At 45.4% G+C, this 14,529-nt stretch carries 13 protein-coding genes; 5 read left to right on the top strand and 8 right to left on the bottom strand.

What is annotated here, in order from left to right:
• The first annotated feature begins 48 nt into the window (after positions 1 to 48).
• The 4 genes from NO989_RS02080 to NO989_RS02065 all read left to right on the top strand — a co-directional run bounded on the left by NO989_RS02080 (position 49) and on the right by NO989_RS02065 (position 5,064).
• Positions 49 to 936, top strand: coding sequence for a DUF3530 domain-containing protein (locus NO989_RS02080; RefSeq protein ID WP_278343999.1), 888 nt, complete (start codon positions 49 to 51; stop codon positions 934 to 936).
• A 142-nt stretch (positions 937 to 1,078) separates the two neighbouring features.
• Complete coding sequence (locus tag NO989_RS02075; protein ID WP_014948188.1) at positions 1,079 to 1,402, top strand: hypothetical protein; 324 nt, start codon at positions 1,079 to 1,081, stop codon at positions 1,400 to 1,402.
• A gap of 43 nt (positions 1,403 to 1,445) precedes the next feature.
• Positions 1,446 to 2,792, top strand: a complete 1,347-nt coding sequence (locus tag NO989_RS02070) for an MFS transporter (protein WP_278344000.1) — start codon at positions 1,446 to 1,448, stop codon at positions 2,790 to 2,792.
• Positions 2,793 to 2,877: 85 nt separating this feature from the next.
• Positions 2,878 to 5,064 (top strand): response regulator, encoded by a 2,187-nt coding sequence (locus NO989_RS02065; RefSeq protein WP_371341978.1) that lies wholly within the window; start codon positions 2,878 to 2,880, stop codon positions 5,062 to 5,064.
• Here the strand turns inward: NO989_RS02065 and NO989_RS02060 are convergent.
• From NO989_RS02060 to rppH, 7 genes are all read right to left on the bottom strand, one after another.
• Complete coding sequence (locus NO989_RS02060) at positions 5,059 to 6,048, bottom strand: diguanylate cyclase (RefSeq protein ID WP_278344002.1); 990 nt, start codon at positions 6,046 to 6,048, stop codon at positions 5,059 to 5,061. The two genes, NO989_RS02065 and NO989_RS02060, sit on opposite strands and share 6 nt — an antisense overlap.
• Positions 6,045 to 7,115: a response regulator gene (locus NO989_RS02055; RefSeq protein ID WP_278344003.1), complete on the bottom strand. Its 1,071-nt coding sequence runs from the start codon at positions 7,113 to 7,115 to the stop codon at positions 6,045 to 6,047. Before NO989_RS02055 ends, NO989_RS02060 begins: the two co-directional genes overlap by 4 nt.
• A 9-nt stretch (positions 7,116 to 7,124) precedes the next feature.
• Positions 7,125 to 7,958 (bottom strand): thymidylate synthase, encoded by an 834-nt coding sequence (locus tag NO989_RS02050; RefSeq protein WP_014948183.1) that lies wholly within the window; start codon positions 7,956 to 7,958, stop codon positions 7,125 to 7,127.
• An 8-nt stretch (positions 7,959 to 7,966) separates the two neighbouring features.
• Positions 7,967 to 8,779 (bottom strand): prolipoprotein diacylglyceryl transferase, encoded by an 813-nt coding sequence (gene lgt, locus NO989_RS02045; RefSeq protein ID WP_269351423.1) that lies wholly within the window; start codon positions 8,777 to 8,779, stop codon positions 7,967 to 7,969.
• 4 nt (positions 8,780 to 8,783) lie between these two features.
• Entirely contained in the window at positions 8,784 to 9,590 is an 807-nt protein-coding gene (locus NO989_RS02040) for a sulfite exporter TauE/SafE family protein (RefSeq protein ID WP_061439411.1), read from the bottom strand.
• A gap of 3 nt (positions 9,591 to 9,593) precedes the next feature.
• Entirely contained in the window at positions 9,594 to 11,885 is a 2,292-nt protein-coding gene (ptsP, locus tag NO989_RS02035) for a phosphoenolpyruvate--protein phosphotransferase (protein ID WP_039224899.1), read from the bottom strand.
• A gap of 123 nt (positions 11,886 to 12,008) precedes the next feature.
• A complete protein-coding gene (gene rppH / locus NO989_RS02030) occupies positions 12,009 to 12,551 on the bottom strand; it encodes an RNA pyrophosphohydrolase (RefSeq protein ID WP_014948179.1) in 543 nt (180 codons plus the stop codon).
• 113 nt (positions 12,552 to 12,664) lie between these two features.
• Here rppH and mutH point away from each other — a divergent pair, with 113 nt between their 5' ends.
• A complete protein-coding gene (gene mutH, locus NO989_RS02025; RefSeq protein ID WP_039224444.1) occupies positions 12,665 to 13,342 on the top strand; it encodes a DNA mismatch repair endonuclease MutH in 678 nt (225 codons plus the stop codon).
• Between the two features lie 31 nt (positions 13,343 to 13,373).
• Here the strand turns inward: mutH and NO989_RS02020 are convergent, their stop codons facing one another.
• Positions 13,374 to 14,453 carry an AraC family transcriptional regulator gene (locus tag NO989_RS02020; RefSeq protein ID WP_061439409.1) on the bottom strand — a complete coding sequence of 360 codons (1,080 nt, stop codon included), beginning with the start codon at positions 14,451 to 14,453 and terminating at the stop codon, positions 13,374 to 13,376.
• Between the last annotated feature and the right edge of the window lie 76 nt (positions 14,454 to 14,529).

Here is a 14,529-nt window from a genome sequence, read left to right as displayed (position 1 = left end):
TGTCCAAGCTGAATAGATCCAGATTAAGGTAAAGGCAAACCACATTTTATGAAAAGGCACGCTCTCCTTTTAACATTTGCTGTTATTGTTTCGCTATTGCCTATGACAGCTCACTGTGACTTTTTCACAGATGTTAGTCACGCCTATCTGCCTGGAGAAGTGAAACCTTTGATGATTGGGGAAGTTGAATCCCCAATTATTGAAATTGAAGCGCAAACACCATTACCTTTGGGTGTGGCTATCATACTCACAGAGCCTTTTCCCTCTAGCCTTACGCTCGCGCAGGGAAATAGCCTTGCCAACATGCTTGCTGAAAAAGGCTGGAATGTAGTGATAAGTCCGTTTAATTTGCCGGTCAATGTCACTTCCCAGCAGAACCTACCTGTTGAATCTACAAACACCGACATGTCAGACTCTGAAACTACGTCTATGTCAGCCCAAAATATCCACCCCAGAAGTAATCAACTTACGCAGTATCTCAATTTTGAATCAGCAACTTCAGCGCTAGGTTTACAACTCAATGCATTGAATAATTATTTACAAGACAATTCAGGTTACCGTATGGTCATTGCACAAGGCATGCTGGCCACAACTTACTTGTCCGTTGTAGAGCAACAGCCTCAACTTCATCCAGACACCTTCGTTGCCATTTCACCTTTTTGGCCAGAAGAATCAACGAATACATTAGTTATAGATAATATAGCGCAGTCCAGCTTTCCAATATTGGATCTGTCACTAAGTGGATTTAACGATTGGGCAAACAGTACCACGCAAAAGCGAAAGATTAGCGCAAAAAACGCACTAAAAATGCACTATCGGCAAATAATTATTCCCAGTAATTTATTAGCCTTTAGTATAAAGGAGTTTCAGAAACCCCCTCATATTCAAATAGTTGCTAATAGTACTATTGGTTGGACTCGCCACCTAGGCTGGTAATTCGATAATTTACCGATTACGCTAAATTAGTATCCAAAACAATTACCTAAATTTAATGGTGTAAATAGCAAGCCTCTGTCCTAAGCAGTAAGATTGTTATGAACTATAATACTTTTAGCAAACATAAACGGTTGAGTTACTTGTGAGTGTTCAAGATTTCGTAGATAACAAAGCAAAGCAGCTGTGTTTCTATTTGAGAGCATTTTGGCAAGGAGAGCTTCCTATCGAGGAGATCGAGCTATTCTTTTGGGATAGTATGGAAGAATGGGGGCAAATTGATTACACCTTAACGCAGCCCTATACACAAAAAGAACGGGTTTTTTGGCATTTACTTCATCAAGTACATTATTGGAATGAAGACAAGCTAATTAACGACCAGTTTCTTGTAGATGAACTAAATAACTGCGTGAATTTCCTTGAAGGTTTGGGTCATTGCCCACTCGACTGCGTCGGCATTCGTCCATAGTAAAACTTTCACTTCAACGCGTTATTGCTTCTCACTGTGGTTCATGGCTCAATATGCTTTTATATTCTTGCCTAAGGCCGCAGTTTTGCTCAACGCTTTAAAAACGTTTAACGACAAACGATACCTCAGTATATTTCTTTTCGGCATTTCCAGTGGCTTCCCTTGGATCATGATTGGTTCAGTGTTATCTGCTTGGCTCAAAGATGAAGGTTTGTCTCGCTCGGCCATCGGCTTATTCGGCATTATTTTCGCGACATACTCTTTTAATTTTCTCTGGTCTCCGCTTGTTGACAAAATCAAGCCCCCACTACTAGGTCAACGACGAGGTTGGATTTTCGCTATGCAAGGCTGTGTAGTTTTGCTGTGCTTAGTGATGTCTCAACTCACTGCAGACCAAGATTTGTTTTATGTTGCATTAATCGGTTTGCTTATTGCTATTGCCTCAGCCACGCAAGATATCGCCATTGATGGTTTTCGCATTGACTGTATTGCCCAAGACGACAAAGACGGCATGTCAGCTGCGTCTTCAGTCGCCACCGCCGGCTGGTGGACAGGTTATGGCGGGCTTGGTGCTATCCCGTTCTTCTTGGCTGACATGACATCTTGGACTTGGCCAAACATTTATCTTTTACTCGGTGCTCTCATGGCTTTATTAATGTGCGCCACGTGTTTAGCGAACGAGCCACAAATTGACCGCGAAGCCTTGCTTGAAAAGATAACAGCCAAAGATACAAAGCAGTCTCCCGTTTTTCACTGGATACAAACTACTCTGGTCACGCCATTCGCCGAATTTTTCAATCGAAACGGCGTTAAATTAGCGGCGTCGTTTTTACTGTTTATTTTTCTATTTAAAATCGGTGAAGCCTTTCTAGGCCGCATGAGTATCGTGTTTTATAAAGAAATTGGCTTTTCTAATAGCGATATCGCTACTTACTCAAAATTGCTCAACTGGTGGGTAACCATTGTGTTTTCACTGTTAGGTGGATTGGTTAACATTCGCTACGGTATTTACCGCGGATTAATGATTGCGGGTGTGGCCATGGCCGCGTCTAACTTACTATTTGCACTGATCGCGCAAACAGGCCCTTCCACATCTCTTTTAGCCATAACCGTTATTGTCGATGGCTTTACAGGGGCTTGGAGCACCGTTGCTATGGTCGCGTTTATCTCACTATTGTGTAATCGGGCGTTTAGTGCAACCCAATACGCACTCATGGCCTCCCTGAGTGTTGCGGGCAGAACCTTGGTCGCTTCTAGCAGCGGCTTTATTGTAGATAGTCTTGAAGGCAATTGGAGCTTGTTCTTTATTCTCACAGCAGTCATGGTAATTCCCAGCCTTTGCTTTTTGTATTCAATTAGGCACCACATAAAGCGCGTTGAGTCACCGTGATTTTTTTCTACTTCCTTGCAAGTTAGCGTTAGTTGCCTACATTTAAGGTAGGTATCTCTACCGCATATTACTTGCAAGGATGAACGTGAGCTCAAACCAGGCTGGCCAGTCGCAGCGCAAATCATCATCAATTTCGCGGACATTCACTTTTTCAAAAGTGAGTGTTACAGCACTGTTGATCGCTATGATTGTCATTGCGGTTTTAATCGCGCTGATGAGCAAGCAACAAGCACTCATAGCAGTCTTAAAGCAGCAGAGTTATTTAGAGGACAATATTCTTGCCACTGAGTCTAGTATCAATCAATTTACGTTTCGGATGGAGAGCAGCGCGTTTTCTGAACCCGCGAATTACACTATTCTAAAGCGCGAGCTACAGATCACCGTTCAAGGTATATCTGAATACCTTCGCAGTAGTGCAGGCCAAGCTATCTCGCCCACAGTCTTATCCGAAAGAGACTTTGCAAAAGCAAACGAAGGATTGACTAGCGCGTCTGCACGGCAGGTCGCGCAAACCACACTAGATTTACTTCATACTCTTATTGAGTTGCCGATAGCCGACGCAACTCAACGTATTCAACAGCAATTTAGCCTGCTGCCTATGGTCAAAGCCATGCAGGCGGAAGAAAGCGCGTTGTTACTGCGTATTCAGGCGTTGCGCAATAAGATGCTTCTCACTACTATTTTGGGCGCAGTCGTTATTGTACTTTGGTATTTTATTGCATGGCTTTTTTATAAAAGTAACGCAAACAAGTCGCCTAAAAAGTTTGGTAAATCGAAGTTGAGACTTGCCATTGTGGACGACGATAGAGATTTGCAAAACAAAGAGTTTTTGCAGCTGATTAGCCATGAATTCAGAGCGCCAATAAGTGCAATTATCAGTGCTCTTGAACTTATTCCTAACATGGAAGAGCAGCGTACCAGACTAATTCAGCAGGCTGAACAATCTAGCTATCGACTTCTTAATCTTACCAACAACCTTACCGATGTATTAACCAATAACACTGAAGACGACCTGCACTTTTCAGATGTCGACCTAATCAGCTTGCTCGACGAATGTATCTCGCCGTTTTCTGTACGCGTAAAAGACAAAAAAATCGAATTTAATATGCACTGTAGTCACAGTGTTCCCCATCACGCAGAAACGGATCCTGTCGCCCTTTCTAAAGTGGTAGTTAACATTCTTGATAACGCCGTTAAATTTACAGCTAATGGACTTATCGACGTCACCGTTACAACCTTGGTGAAAAACCAAGGGATTTTTCTCGTTATTATAATTAGTGATACTGGAATAGGAATTGATGAGACGACGCAAAAACGCATGTTTGAACGCTTCTATCGCGGCGAACACTCAACTGGCCAACGCTTCCCGGGTGCAGGAATTGGCTTGTCTGTAGCTAAACGCAGCGTTGATAAGCTGGGCGGGGCACTTCAGGTAACCAGTACAATTGGAGTTGGTACAGAGTTTAAAATTTTACTGCCTCTGAAACCTATTGAAGACCTTCCCGCTACAAATTCAGCACCGTCTAATGCGACCTTCGCCGTGGTTGACGATTTAGAGATATCTAGGCTGCATTTACAATCAATTATTACCAAAGAGGGCTTTAGTGCACGCACGTTTTCATCTGGTGCGAATTTGCTCAACCTGCACGAAGAAATACTTCAGTTTTCAGGCATTATTGCAGATTTGTATATGCCGGGCATGAATGGTCTTGAACTAGTGAGGACGCTTAAGGCGATTTTTGGTGAACGGGTACCGCCCGTTATTGTGTTGTCAGCAACCCCAGATATTGCCAACATTATTGCAAACAGTGAACTGCCCATCTATCAAAGTTTTGTTAAACCCATCGATAGAAACCGCTTTGTAGATGCGCTCCATCACCTTACAGCAAGTAACGCAAGAGTTGTTGAAACAATGAAAAAGGCCAACGTGTTACTGGTAGAAGACGAGCCCATTAATGCAGAAATGGTAGAGTATATGCTTCAATGTATGGGCCACGAAGTTACCGTGAGTTACACCGGTGACGACGCTATTATTAGAGTGAGTGAAAATGCGTTTGACTGTGTGCTGTTGGATATCAACTTACCAGATATGAATGGTTTGGAAGTCGCTAAAATAATGAAAGAAGGTCACCCTGACCTTCCAATCATTGCCCTGACGGCCAATGCCCACAGAAGCGATAAAGAAGCGTCGCTGCAGGCAGGTATTCGATACCACTTAGTGAAGCCTGTCACCTTTCAAGAGCTCAAAAACACCCTACGCCTAGCACTATAATGCGCCAGGCGCTGCATAAATGCGATATTGATTTCGGCCGTTTTCTTTTGCTTCATAAAGCGCCTGATCGGCACACTCAAGCCATGCCAACGCTCCTTTAAAGTCAGGAGTGAATTGTGCAAGGCCTAAACTAACAGTGAAACTTATCGACTCTCCTTCGTGTTCTACCACTAAACGCTGTGCTAATTGTCGGATACGTTCAGCCACTATCTTGGCATCTTCAACCGAAGAGTCATTCAGAATAATGGCAAATTCCTCGCCGCCGTAGCGCCCTGCAAGGTCGGTTTCCCGCACACAGCGCTTAATCAGCGCTGCTAACATCTTAATCACCTTATCCCCAGCCTGATGACCATAAGTATCGTTAATGCGTTTGAAATGGTCGATATCGAGCATAAGCGCAGTACTTGGCTTTTCTCTACGCACACAAAGTTTGTGCATCTCATCAAAGCGTTCCTGCCAGTAGCGACGATTATATAGCCCAGTTAGACCGTCCACGCGGCTCGCAGTTTTCAACTCTTCGTTAAGATGCTCCATTCCACGCTTACCGAGCGCCTGCTCAGTGACATCGTAAACAAGCATACAAAACCGCTCTACGTTGCCGCGCTTATCAACAATAGGGAACATGGTCACATTTTGGTACATGAACTCTGCAGCGCTGGTTACAGGGCGATTACAACCAAACTTAAATAAGTACGGGCGCTGCTCCCAAATAATAAACACAGGGCTCTTCAAATTGAACACAGGGTCAACTTTGGTTCTCAGCCATTTTTCTTCTATTTCCGGGAAATGAGAAAAAAGACTGTCTCCAATGATTGCTTCCGCTTTCTTTGCACCGTGGTTTTCAAGAAACTTGTTCCACACTTGAACCTTGAAGTTGCGGTCTAGCACTGCAATGCCCACTTCAATGGAATCGAGAAGCTCTGCGGGTACTTGAGAAGAATTAACTAAAGCACCGGTGGAAAGTGCGTCTGTTGATGCATTCATAGACTTTCCTTGTCTTGTGTCACAGCGTCATCATCGAGCAGCCGAGAATAGATATGGTTCATGGCGTCACCAGGAAATAGCAACAGCAGGTCAAAGGAAATATCTCTGGCTTTAATGGCATAACCTATTTCGATAGCCATAAGCTTGCCCCAACGCTGCACGTTATCACTTAAAAGCGTTGATAGTCCTTGGTGCTGCCCCAGTAACACCGGATGCGTGTGGCTAAAGGCGACATTTAACTGCTCTGATAAACCGTTTAAACAGGCACCGATAAGAATATTGGAAACATCCATTAGTGCTTCGAGCGCTAGTTTGTCTGAGGAAGCCGAAGGCGGATATTTTAATAGTTCGACGATGTTTTGAGAGTTTGTGTCGTTAAAAATGACCAGTGCTTCGCCGCTTATACCTTCACTAATAAAGCCTTTTGAAACTGCCGACACGCTGTCGTTACGATTAATTTCCGCAACCGCCATAGACAGTTCGTTGCTTTCAATTAAGTTGACGTTTGGTATGGGCAAATCAATAAATTCACCAAGTAGTTGAGCAAGATTCTCACCCGCACGTCCCATGGCAATATTGACCATTTCACGACATGCGTCTAATTGATCTTCTTTACTCATCTGGCGCTTGGCTAAAACGGCATTTGAGTCGCTATCGTCTTGCGCTTTTTGTAAGCTCGCACCAGAAGAATGCGTCTCGCCACTGTAAATCCCGTAAGAGGCTAGGATGTGGCTGAGTTTTTCGTTATCAATTGGCTTTCTTATGAAATCCAGGGCACCAAGAGCGAGCATTTTTTCTCGCGCTTGCGCTTGTACATCACCGGAAACGACAATTACCAAGCAAGGAAGATCCTGTTGGCGAATGGCTTCCATGGTTTGATAACCGTCCATTACCGGCATGTTTAAGTCGAGAAACACCACATCGCCTTTGCCTTCGCGAACAAGCGCGAGGGCTTGCTCACCATTCTCGGCAAACGAAATATCCACGTCCCACCCATCAGGTAAACTGCGCGCCATCTGGCGCCTTGCGAAACCTGAGTCGTCGCATATTAATATAGGAGTACTCATGGCAACTCCTTATATGGCAACAGGGGCTTTAATGTGTGGGTGTGACTGGTAATTTTTAAGCGTAAAGTCGTCGAAGGAAAATCCGAAGATATCTTTCACCTCAGGATTAATTTCCATAGTTGGGCGCTCGAAAGGCTCACGACTTAGCTGCAACTCTACCTGTTCAAGATGGTTTGAATACAAATGCGCATCGCCTAGCGTATGAATAAAATCGCCGGGCTCTAAATCACACACTTGTGCCATCATCATGGTCAGTAAAGCATAACTTGCGATATTGAAAGGAACGCCCAAGAAAATATCGCCGCTTCGCTGGTAAAGCTGGCAGCTAAGCTTACCGTCTAATACGTAAAATTGGAAAAGTGTATGGCAAGGTGGCAGTGCTTGCTTGCCCATCGCTGCATTTTCTTTAGGAGAATAATTGGTATCAGGGAGTACCGCAGGGTTCCAGCCGCTAACGATAAGTCGACGAGAATCTGGATTGTTTTTGATTTGCTCAACCACTTCGGCAATCTGGTCTACCGATGTGCCATCACCGCGATCCCAACTGCGCCACTGGTGTCCATAAACCGGACCAAGCTCGCCCTCTTCGGTAGCCCACTCGTCCCAAATACTCACACCGTGCTCTTTTAAATAAGCGATGTTTGTTTCGCCTTTAAGAAACCAAAGTAGTTCGTGAATAATGGATTTAAGGTGACACTTCTTTGTTGTCACCAAGGGGAAACCTTCCTGTAGATTAAAACGCATCTGATAGCCGAATACACTTAACGTACCTGTACCAGTTCGATCTTCCTTTTTCACACCCGTATCACGTACATGGCGCATTAGAGCGAGATATTCTTTCATCGTTATTCTTATATTTTTTGCTGTTCAACATGGTCTTTCCCGCGCATGTAAGCACGGACTATTAATCCTATTCCTAAAGCTATCATAGGTAAACAAAGAAGTTGCCCTTGGCTTAGTCCCATTTGATATAAGCCAATATGTGCGTCGGGTTCTCTGAAGTATTCAACGATAAATCGGAAGGTGCCGTAACCAAGTAAGAACAAGCCGCTGACCGCCCCTACTGGACGCTTTTTGGCAGAATATAGCCATAGGATAATAAAGAGTAGTACGCCTTCAAGCGCAAACTCGTAAAGCTGTGATGGGTGACGGGGAATATTACCCGCGTTGGGGAAAATGACCGCCCAAGGTACGTCCGTGGTGCGTCCCCAAAGCTCGGCATTCAGAAAGTTGCCAATTCTGCCGGCACCTAAGCCAATGGGTACTAACGGGGCAACAAAGTCCCCTAGTCGAAGGAAGGTCGTGTTCATACACTTGGCGCGCCAGAACAAGGCTGTTAGTACCCCTAAAAGCCCGCCGTGGAAGGACATTCCACCAGCCCAAATTTTGAATAAGTACAAGGGATCGTCGAGAAACATACCAAACTGGTAGAAAAGCACATAGCCTATTCGACCGCCTAATATTACGCCAACGAAGCTCCAGAAAAGCAGGTCGCTTAATTGCTCACGGCTCCAGTTGGTTTGTGAAAGTCGCTTTTGTGCCAATAGGTAAGCGGCGATAAAGCCCACCAAATACATAAGGCCGTACCAGCGGACACTTAACGGACCGACACTGAAGATAACGGGGTCGATACTGGGAAATACCAGATAACTGCTCTGTTCCATTACTTTATTCAATTCCTAAAATCATTCTAATGCTCACCAACACGAGTAAGCACGCCAACATCGCTTTTAATACACGAACATTTACTCGCTGCCCAAGCTTTGCACCTATGTTTGCTGTAAACATAGAGGTGGCAACAATACCAGCTGTTGCAGGTAAATACACATAACCTAAACTATGTTCTGGTACATCTATCGCATTGTAACCGGCCACGATAAAACTCGTGGTACCAAAAACGGCAATAATGAGTCCGCAAAAGGCTGCACAGCCAATTGCCGCCCGTACATTAACACGAAACCATACCAGCGCAGGTACCAATAATGCACCGCCACCAATCCCCATAAGTGCACTTAGTAAGCCAGCTCCACCACCAACAGTCGCAAGCGTACCTTTTGATGCGTCATTTTCTGAGGCTTTTTGCTTACCAAATATCATCTGCATCGCAATCAAAATAACCAGCACCGCAAACACATCTTTAAGCAGTTCACCCGAAATATGGCTTGCTATCTGTGCTCCGGCAAATGCGCCAAAAGCAATACCTAAGCCTGTGTAAAGCACAACATGCCTTTGAATATTACCCAGCTTGTAATGCGCGAAGGCCGACGACATTCCTGTGAAGATGATGGTAGATAATGAGGTAGCGATAGCGACTGGCATTACGGTTTCAGTGGTCATTCCCATGAAATGTATAAGCAAATACGACAACACAGGAACGATGATAAGCCCACCGCCAATGCCCAGCATACCCGCCAAAACACCTACCACAGAACCTAAAATAAGGCAGCTGAGAACTATTACAACTAATGGATCCATTCCTTAAGCACCTGCTCGGATAAGGCCTCCCAGGCCCTTGGTTTCAAGATATTGATTCAAGTGCACAAAGACTTCTTCTTGGCTAACAGAGGTGAGCGCCAATGACAGTAATTGCTTACATTCATCCAGCGTGACTTTTCTAATAAGCCAGTTTATTTTTCTTAAGTTAAAGCCGTTCATACTTAGGCGGCGATAACCCATTCCCATTAGCAGTAATGCTCCAGCTGGCTCACCTGCAATTTCACCACAGATAGTCACGGGCACTTGATTTTGATTGGCTTTTTGAACCACGTCGTAAAGCGCCCCTAATACCGCAGGATGATAGCTATTGTAGAGCCCTGCCACCCGCGTATTGTTTCTATCCACCGCGAGCAGATATTGGGTCAGGTCGTTACTGCCTACCGAAAAGAAATCCACGTGCTTTGCTAATTGAGGTAGCTGATAAAGTACCGACGGTACCTCTAGCATAATACCTAACTTAGGCTTGGTTAACGTTTGTCCTGACTCTGCAATCTCATCACAAATTTCATAATATGCCTGATTAATTAGTCGCTTAGACTCCTGCACTTCAGATACGGTGGAGATCATAGGCAGCATAATTTGCAAATTGCTTAGGCCTACACTTGCACGCAGCATGGCGCGAACCTGAACCAAGAAAATTTCTGGATGGTCAAGGGTTAGGCGGATGCCTCGCCACCCCAAAAATGGGTTTTCTTCATTAATTGGGAAGTACGGTAGTGGCTTATCGCCTCCTACGTCGAGAGTACGCATAGTGATAGGCAATGAAGGCGCGGCCTCTAGCACTTGGCGGTACAGCTTTACTTGCTCTTGTTCTGAAGGAAAACGCTCGCGTAACATAAAGGGGATCTCGGTGCGATAAAGCCCTACACCCGCGCCAATTTGTTCAGCGTTTAGTTCGACTTCAGCTGAAAGGCCAGCGTTGATATAAAGAGACATTCTACAGCCATCAACACTTTCGCAAGGTTTATCAGCCTCGGCGTCAATTTTCTCTGCGATGGCCGACTCTTCTTCAATGAGCTGTATAAATTCAGACTTGATGTTACGTTCAGGCGATACAATGACCTCGCCTGAATACCCATCAAGCAAAATCTCTTTGTCTTCGAGTAGTGCTGGCGTGACGTTTTGACAGCCCATCACTGCAGGCACGCCCATGGCTCTAGCCAATATTGCCGCGTGAGAGTTATTTGAACCGCGAATAGAAATAATGCCTTTTAGCTTACCTCTTGGAAATTCGGCAAGCATAGGCGCTGAGACTTCATCAGCTACGAGAATACTGGCTTCGGTTATCGTTTTTTCAGTAACCTTTTTGCCATTCGCTTCATACAAAATGTTGGCAAGAATACGGTCGGATAAATCGACAATATCAATGGCACGCTCTTGCATGTAAGGGTCGTCCATTGCCTGAAAGCGCGCGGCATAGCTTTCTACAACCATTTTCAATGAAGACGCCGCATCCCAACCTTGGCGAATTTTTTCTTCTACTTCCCGCCCAAGGCTGTTGGCATCTAGCAGATGATGATACAGCTGAAAAATGGATTTAACATCGTCGGGAATGCCGTCATCTAACCGCTTCGATAACGCATCGACATGACCTCGCGTAACTTCAACCCCTTTGCGATAGAGTTGAATTTGATCTTGAGGAGATTGCGTGCGCTTTACGACCCAGTTTTTAAGGTTAATAGATTTGTCTGGAGACACTCCCTTGCCAATAGCAAGGCCTGGAGAACCCGCAATACCACGCACATTTTTTTGCCGCGCAGTATTGTCGTTCGAATTTGACAGCGTCAAAGCCCCGCGAATATCAGCATTGGTTATTTCTAACGCGAGCTGCGCAGCAAGGGTGACTAAAAATGCTTCTTCGTCTTCACTGAAGCGGCGCATTTGTGATTGCTGAAGGGTAATAACACCAAGCACACGCCGTTGGTTGATAATAGGCGTACCTAAAAAGGCGTTATAGTTTTCTTCCTGAACTTCGGGGTAATGTTTGAATCGAGGATGGCTATGAGCATTAACGATATTAAGAGGCTCTTCCCGCTGACCTACCAGCCCGATAAGCCCTTCTGAGAAGCCAATGCGTACCTGCTCGACTGCATCGGGATGTAGTCCGTCAGTGGCTTTAAGGATAAATTCTTGGGTGTCGTAATCGGCAAGGTAAATAGAGCATGAATCGACATCTAGGGTCTGTTTAACCCGCGAGGCTAGCCTAAACAACGCCGTATCGAGAGCAGGAATTTGATTCATTTCCTGCACGATACGCTTTAACGTGGTTAACATTGTTCCTTGCTGGCTCTGAGGGCTCACCGGTTTTTCCTTTTTTACTCGCAGTTTACTCGCTGCTTACTCCGCACACCGCAATATTGCACACCTCTTTCTTGCGTACCTGAACTTCGCATACGCTTATCCACGCCTGCGTTTCTTGCCACGTTTATGTGGCGCTGCGTTTTGGCGCTGTTGAGGCCGATGCTGCGCAGACATAACTACAGGCGAGAACTCTTTCATTACTCGTCTGTATACATCGCGCTTAAACGATACAACGTTTCTTATTGGATACCAGTAACTTACCCACCTCCAGTCATCAAATTCAGGATGACCTGTTTTAAGTACATTAACGTCTCGCTCGTTACAATCGAGCTGCAACAAGAACCATTTTTGTTTTTGCCCTATACAAACAGGGTTACTGCCTTGTCGAATTAATCGCTTAGGCAGCTTATATCTAAGCCAGTTACGGGTAACACTTAAAATAGTGACATCTTTCGGTGTCAGCCCTACTTCTTCGTGAAGCTCGCGGTACATAGCTTGTTCAGCAGATTCCCCTTCATCAATTCCGCCTTGAGGGAACTGCCATGAATGTTGACCATAACGTCTTGCCCAAAATACTTGACCCATTTTGTTGCAAATCACTATGCCCACATTCGCACGGAATCCATCGGCATCTATCACATAGACTCCCGGGCACACTATACTGTTATATGTTTTCATTCTTCCACAAACTATGCTCCAATCATAGTCTTAATATTCGTACCCGCTTTTCAAACAGGAAATTAACCATATTTATGCAGCCACCAGCGTCTCCCCCGTCATCTCCAGATAGCCTTTTAGCTCGTTGTCATGCGATAGCGGGCTTGACGCTTGGAGAGCTTGCGGACATGGCAAATGTAGCCATACCGGCCAATTTACAACGTCACAAGGGGTGGCCAGGCATGCTGATAGAGAAGTGGCTGGGCGCGAGTGCAGGTTCGAAGCCTCAGCAGGACTTTCCTGAACTTGGCATCGAACTTAAAACCATTCCCATCGACGCCCATTTTTCGCCTTTAGAAACCACCTACGTCTGTTTTGCCCCGCTTTTGATGACGCCCGGCATTACATGGGAAACGTCTAACGTGCGAAACAAACTGCAGCAGGTATTATGGCTACCAATTGAAGGTGACAGAGCTATTCCGCTGGCCCATAGGCGGGTAGCAACAGGCTTCTACTGGCGACCGAATGAACACGAAGATGCGGTATTGAGACACGATTGGGAGGAACTGGTCGAGCAAATTGCAACTGGACAGGTTGAGTCGATCACCTCTCGTCAAGGCGAGGCCTTACACATTCGTCCTAAGGCGGCAAACGGGAAAGTGCTCACTGACGCGTTGGGGCCTGAAGGTCAGCGTATTAAAACCCGTCCTCGCGGCTTTTATTTACGTAAAACCTTCACCCATCAAATATTGATAAATGCATTTGGTGGCTAACGCGAACTCAACGCCTAGCATAATACTCTTGTTATCTTAGCGGCGTGGAGTTTAGGTGTTTAACGAAATATTCACTCAAAAACTTTTCTGAATTTATCCCCATGCGTTTTGCCACGGCTTCAAGTTTAGCGTCGCTGCGCAGCAGTACATTCTTGGCGTACTCTAAGCGGTAGTGGAAAATGAAACGTCTAAAGTTTTTCTTTTCAGTAAGTTGCAAGGCCAATGCGAGCGAGGTGGGGTCGATATCTGCCCCTTTACAAAACTCACTGAGGGTAAGGAAGCGAACCTTGTACGCCTTTGATTCTATGGTGTAGCGTTCTGCTTTAGAAATAATACTGCTAATTTCATAAGGCGTTGCCTTGCCTTCATCTAAGCGTTCGTAATCGAGTGGCGACGGGGACGTCCGTCGTATAAAGGTTAGTGAAAACAGTACAATTAGAATTGCCGTTCCAATCATCAGATGATGAAACCCTTCCCAAAAAGGAACAGGGAAGAAGCCGAATGTTGCGGCCGTCACAAGTAGAATACTCATAAACGCAACGCCAACCAAGCTTCCCATTACTCCGGCAAGCCTAGGCATTTTCAGGTTTTTTATATCCACCGCCTGCTCTGGTAAGTGCCTATGGTACATTTGAATATGCTCGGTAATAAGAATACCTATGAGCAACACGCTAAACCCCGTTAACAGTGATGCAATATAGGCAGGCCACAATAGCAGAGGCTGACCATGAGGAGACGATGAGAGCCATTGCTGCTTATCGTCTACGGGTATCAGGAGAATGGCGCACTGAAAAACGCCGGTCACTACTACCGGCCACCACAGTCGCTTTCTTGCCGTAGGATAAGCTAACAGCATGGGTTTTATTGCGCGGTAACAACACGTAATCGCGATAACAGCAAATACTTCTGATAACCCGTAGATACTAGCCAGCCCTGTGGCATTTGCCATACGGAGCCACTCATCCAGCATAAATACAGGCCAGCACAAAAACGCTGCCGTTAGCCAGCGTCCACTGCGTAAATTGACTTTTTGAACGAACAGACGCACAAAGCCAATGGCATAAATGCCAAGCAGTGCGTAAAGGAAATAGTCATTTATGGCTGAGGTCATCAGCGCCCTCCATCCTTGAGATTCGAGTTGCCTTTACCGTGCATGTTTACAGTAACCACATATGCATAGAAAACAA

The sequence above is a fragment of the Alteromonas sp. DY56-G5 genome (assembly GCF_041414725.1).
GTDB classification, from domain to species: Bacteria; Pseudomonadota; Gammaproteobacteria; order Enterobacterales; family Alteromonadaceae; genus Alteromonas; species Alteromonas macleodii.
Note: the sequence above shows the minus strand (reverse complement) of the source record. Positions and strands in the feature narration are given on the sequence as shown.

Coding starts and splice junctions, on each gene's coding strand:
- NO989_RS02080 (WP_278343999.1), top strand. CDS start 49: ATGAAAAGGCACGCTCTCCTTTTAACATTTGCTGTTATTGTTTCGCTA.
- NO989_RS02070 (WP_278344000.1), top strand. CDS start 1,446: ATGGCTCAATATGCTTTTATATTCTTGCCTAAGGCCGCAGTTTTGCTC.
- NO989_RS02060 (WP_278344002.1), bottom strand. CDS start 6,048: ATGAATGCATCAACAGACGCACTTTCCACCGGTGCTTTAGTTAATTCT.
- NO989_RS02055 (WP_278344003.1), bottom strand. CDS start 7,115: ATGAGTACTCCTATATTAATATGCGACGACTCAGGTTTCGCAAGGCGC.
- NO989_RS02050 (WP_014948183.1), bottom strand. CDS start 7,958: ATGAAAGAATATCTCGCTCTAATGCGCCATGTACGTGATACGGGTGTG.
- lgt (WP_269351423.1), bottom strand. CDS start 8,779: ATGGAACAGAGCAGTTATCTGGTATTTCCCAGTATCGACCCCGTTATC.
- NO989_RS02040 (WP_061439411.1), bottom strand. CDS start 9,590: ATGGATCCATTAGTTGTAATAGTTCTCAGCTGCCTTATTTTAGGTTCT.
- ptsP (WP_039224899.1), bottom strand. CDS start 11,885: ATGTTAACCACGTTAAAGCGTATCGTGCAGGAAATGAATCAAATTCCT.
- mutH (WP_039224444.1), top strand. CDS start 12,665: ATGCAGCCACCAGCGTCTCCCCCGTCATCTCCAGATAGCCTTTTAGCT.
- NO989_RS02020 (WP_061439409.1), bottom strand. CDS start 14,453: ATGACCTCAGCCATAAATGACTATTTCCTTTACGCACTGCTTGGCATT.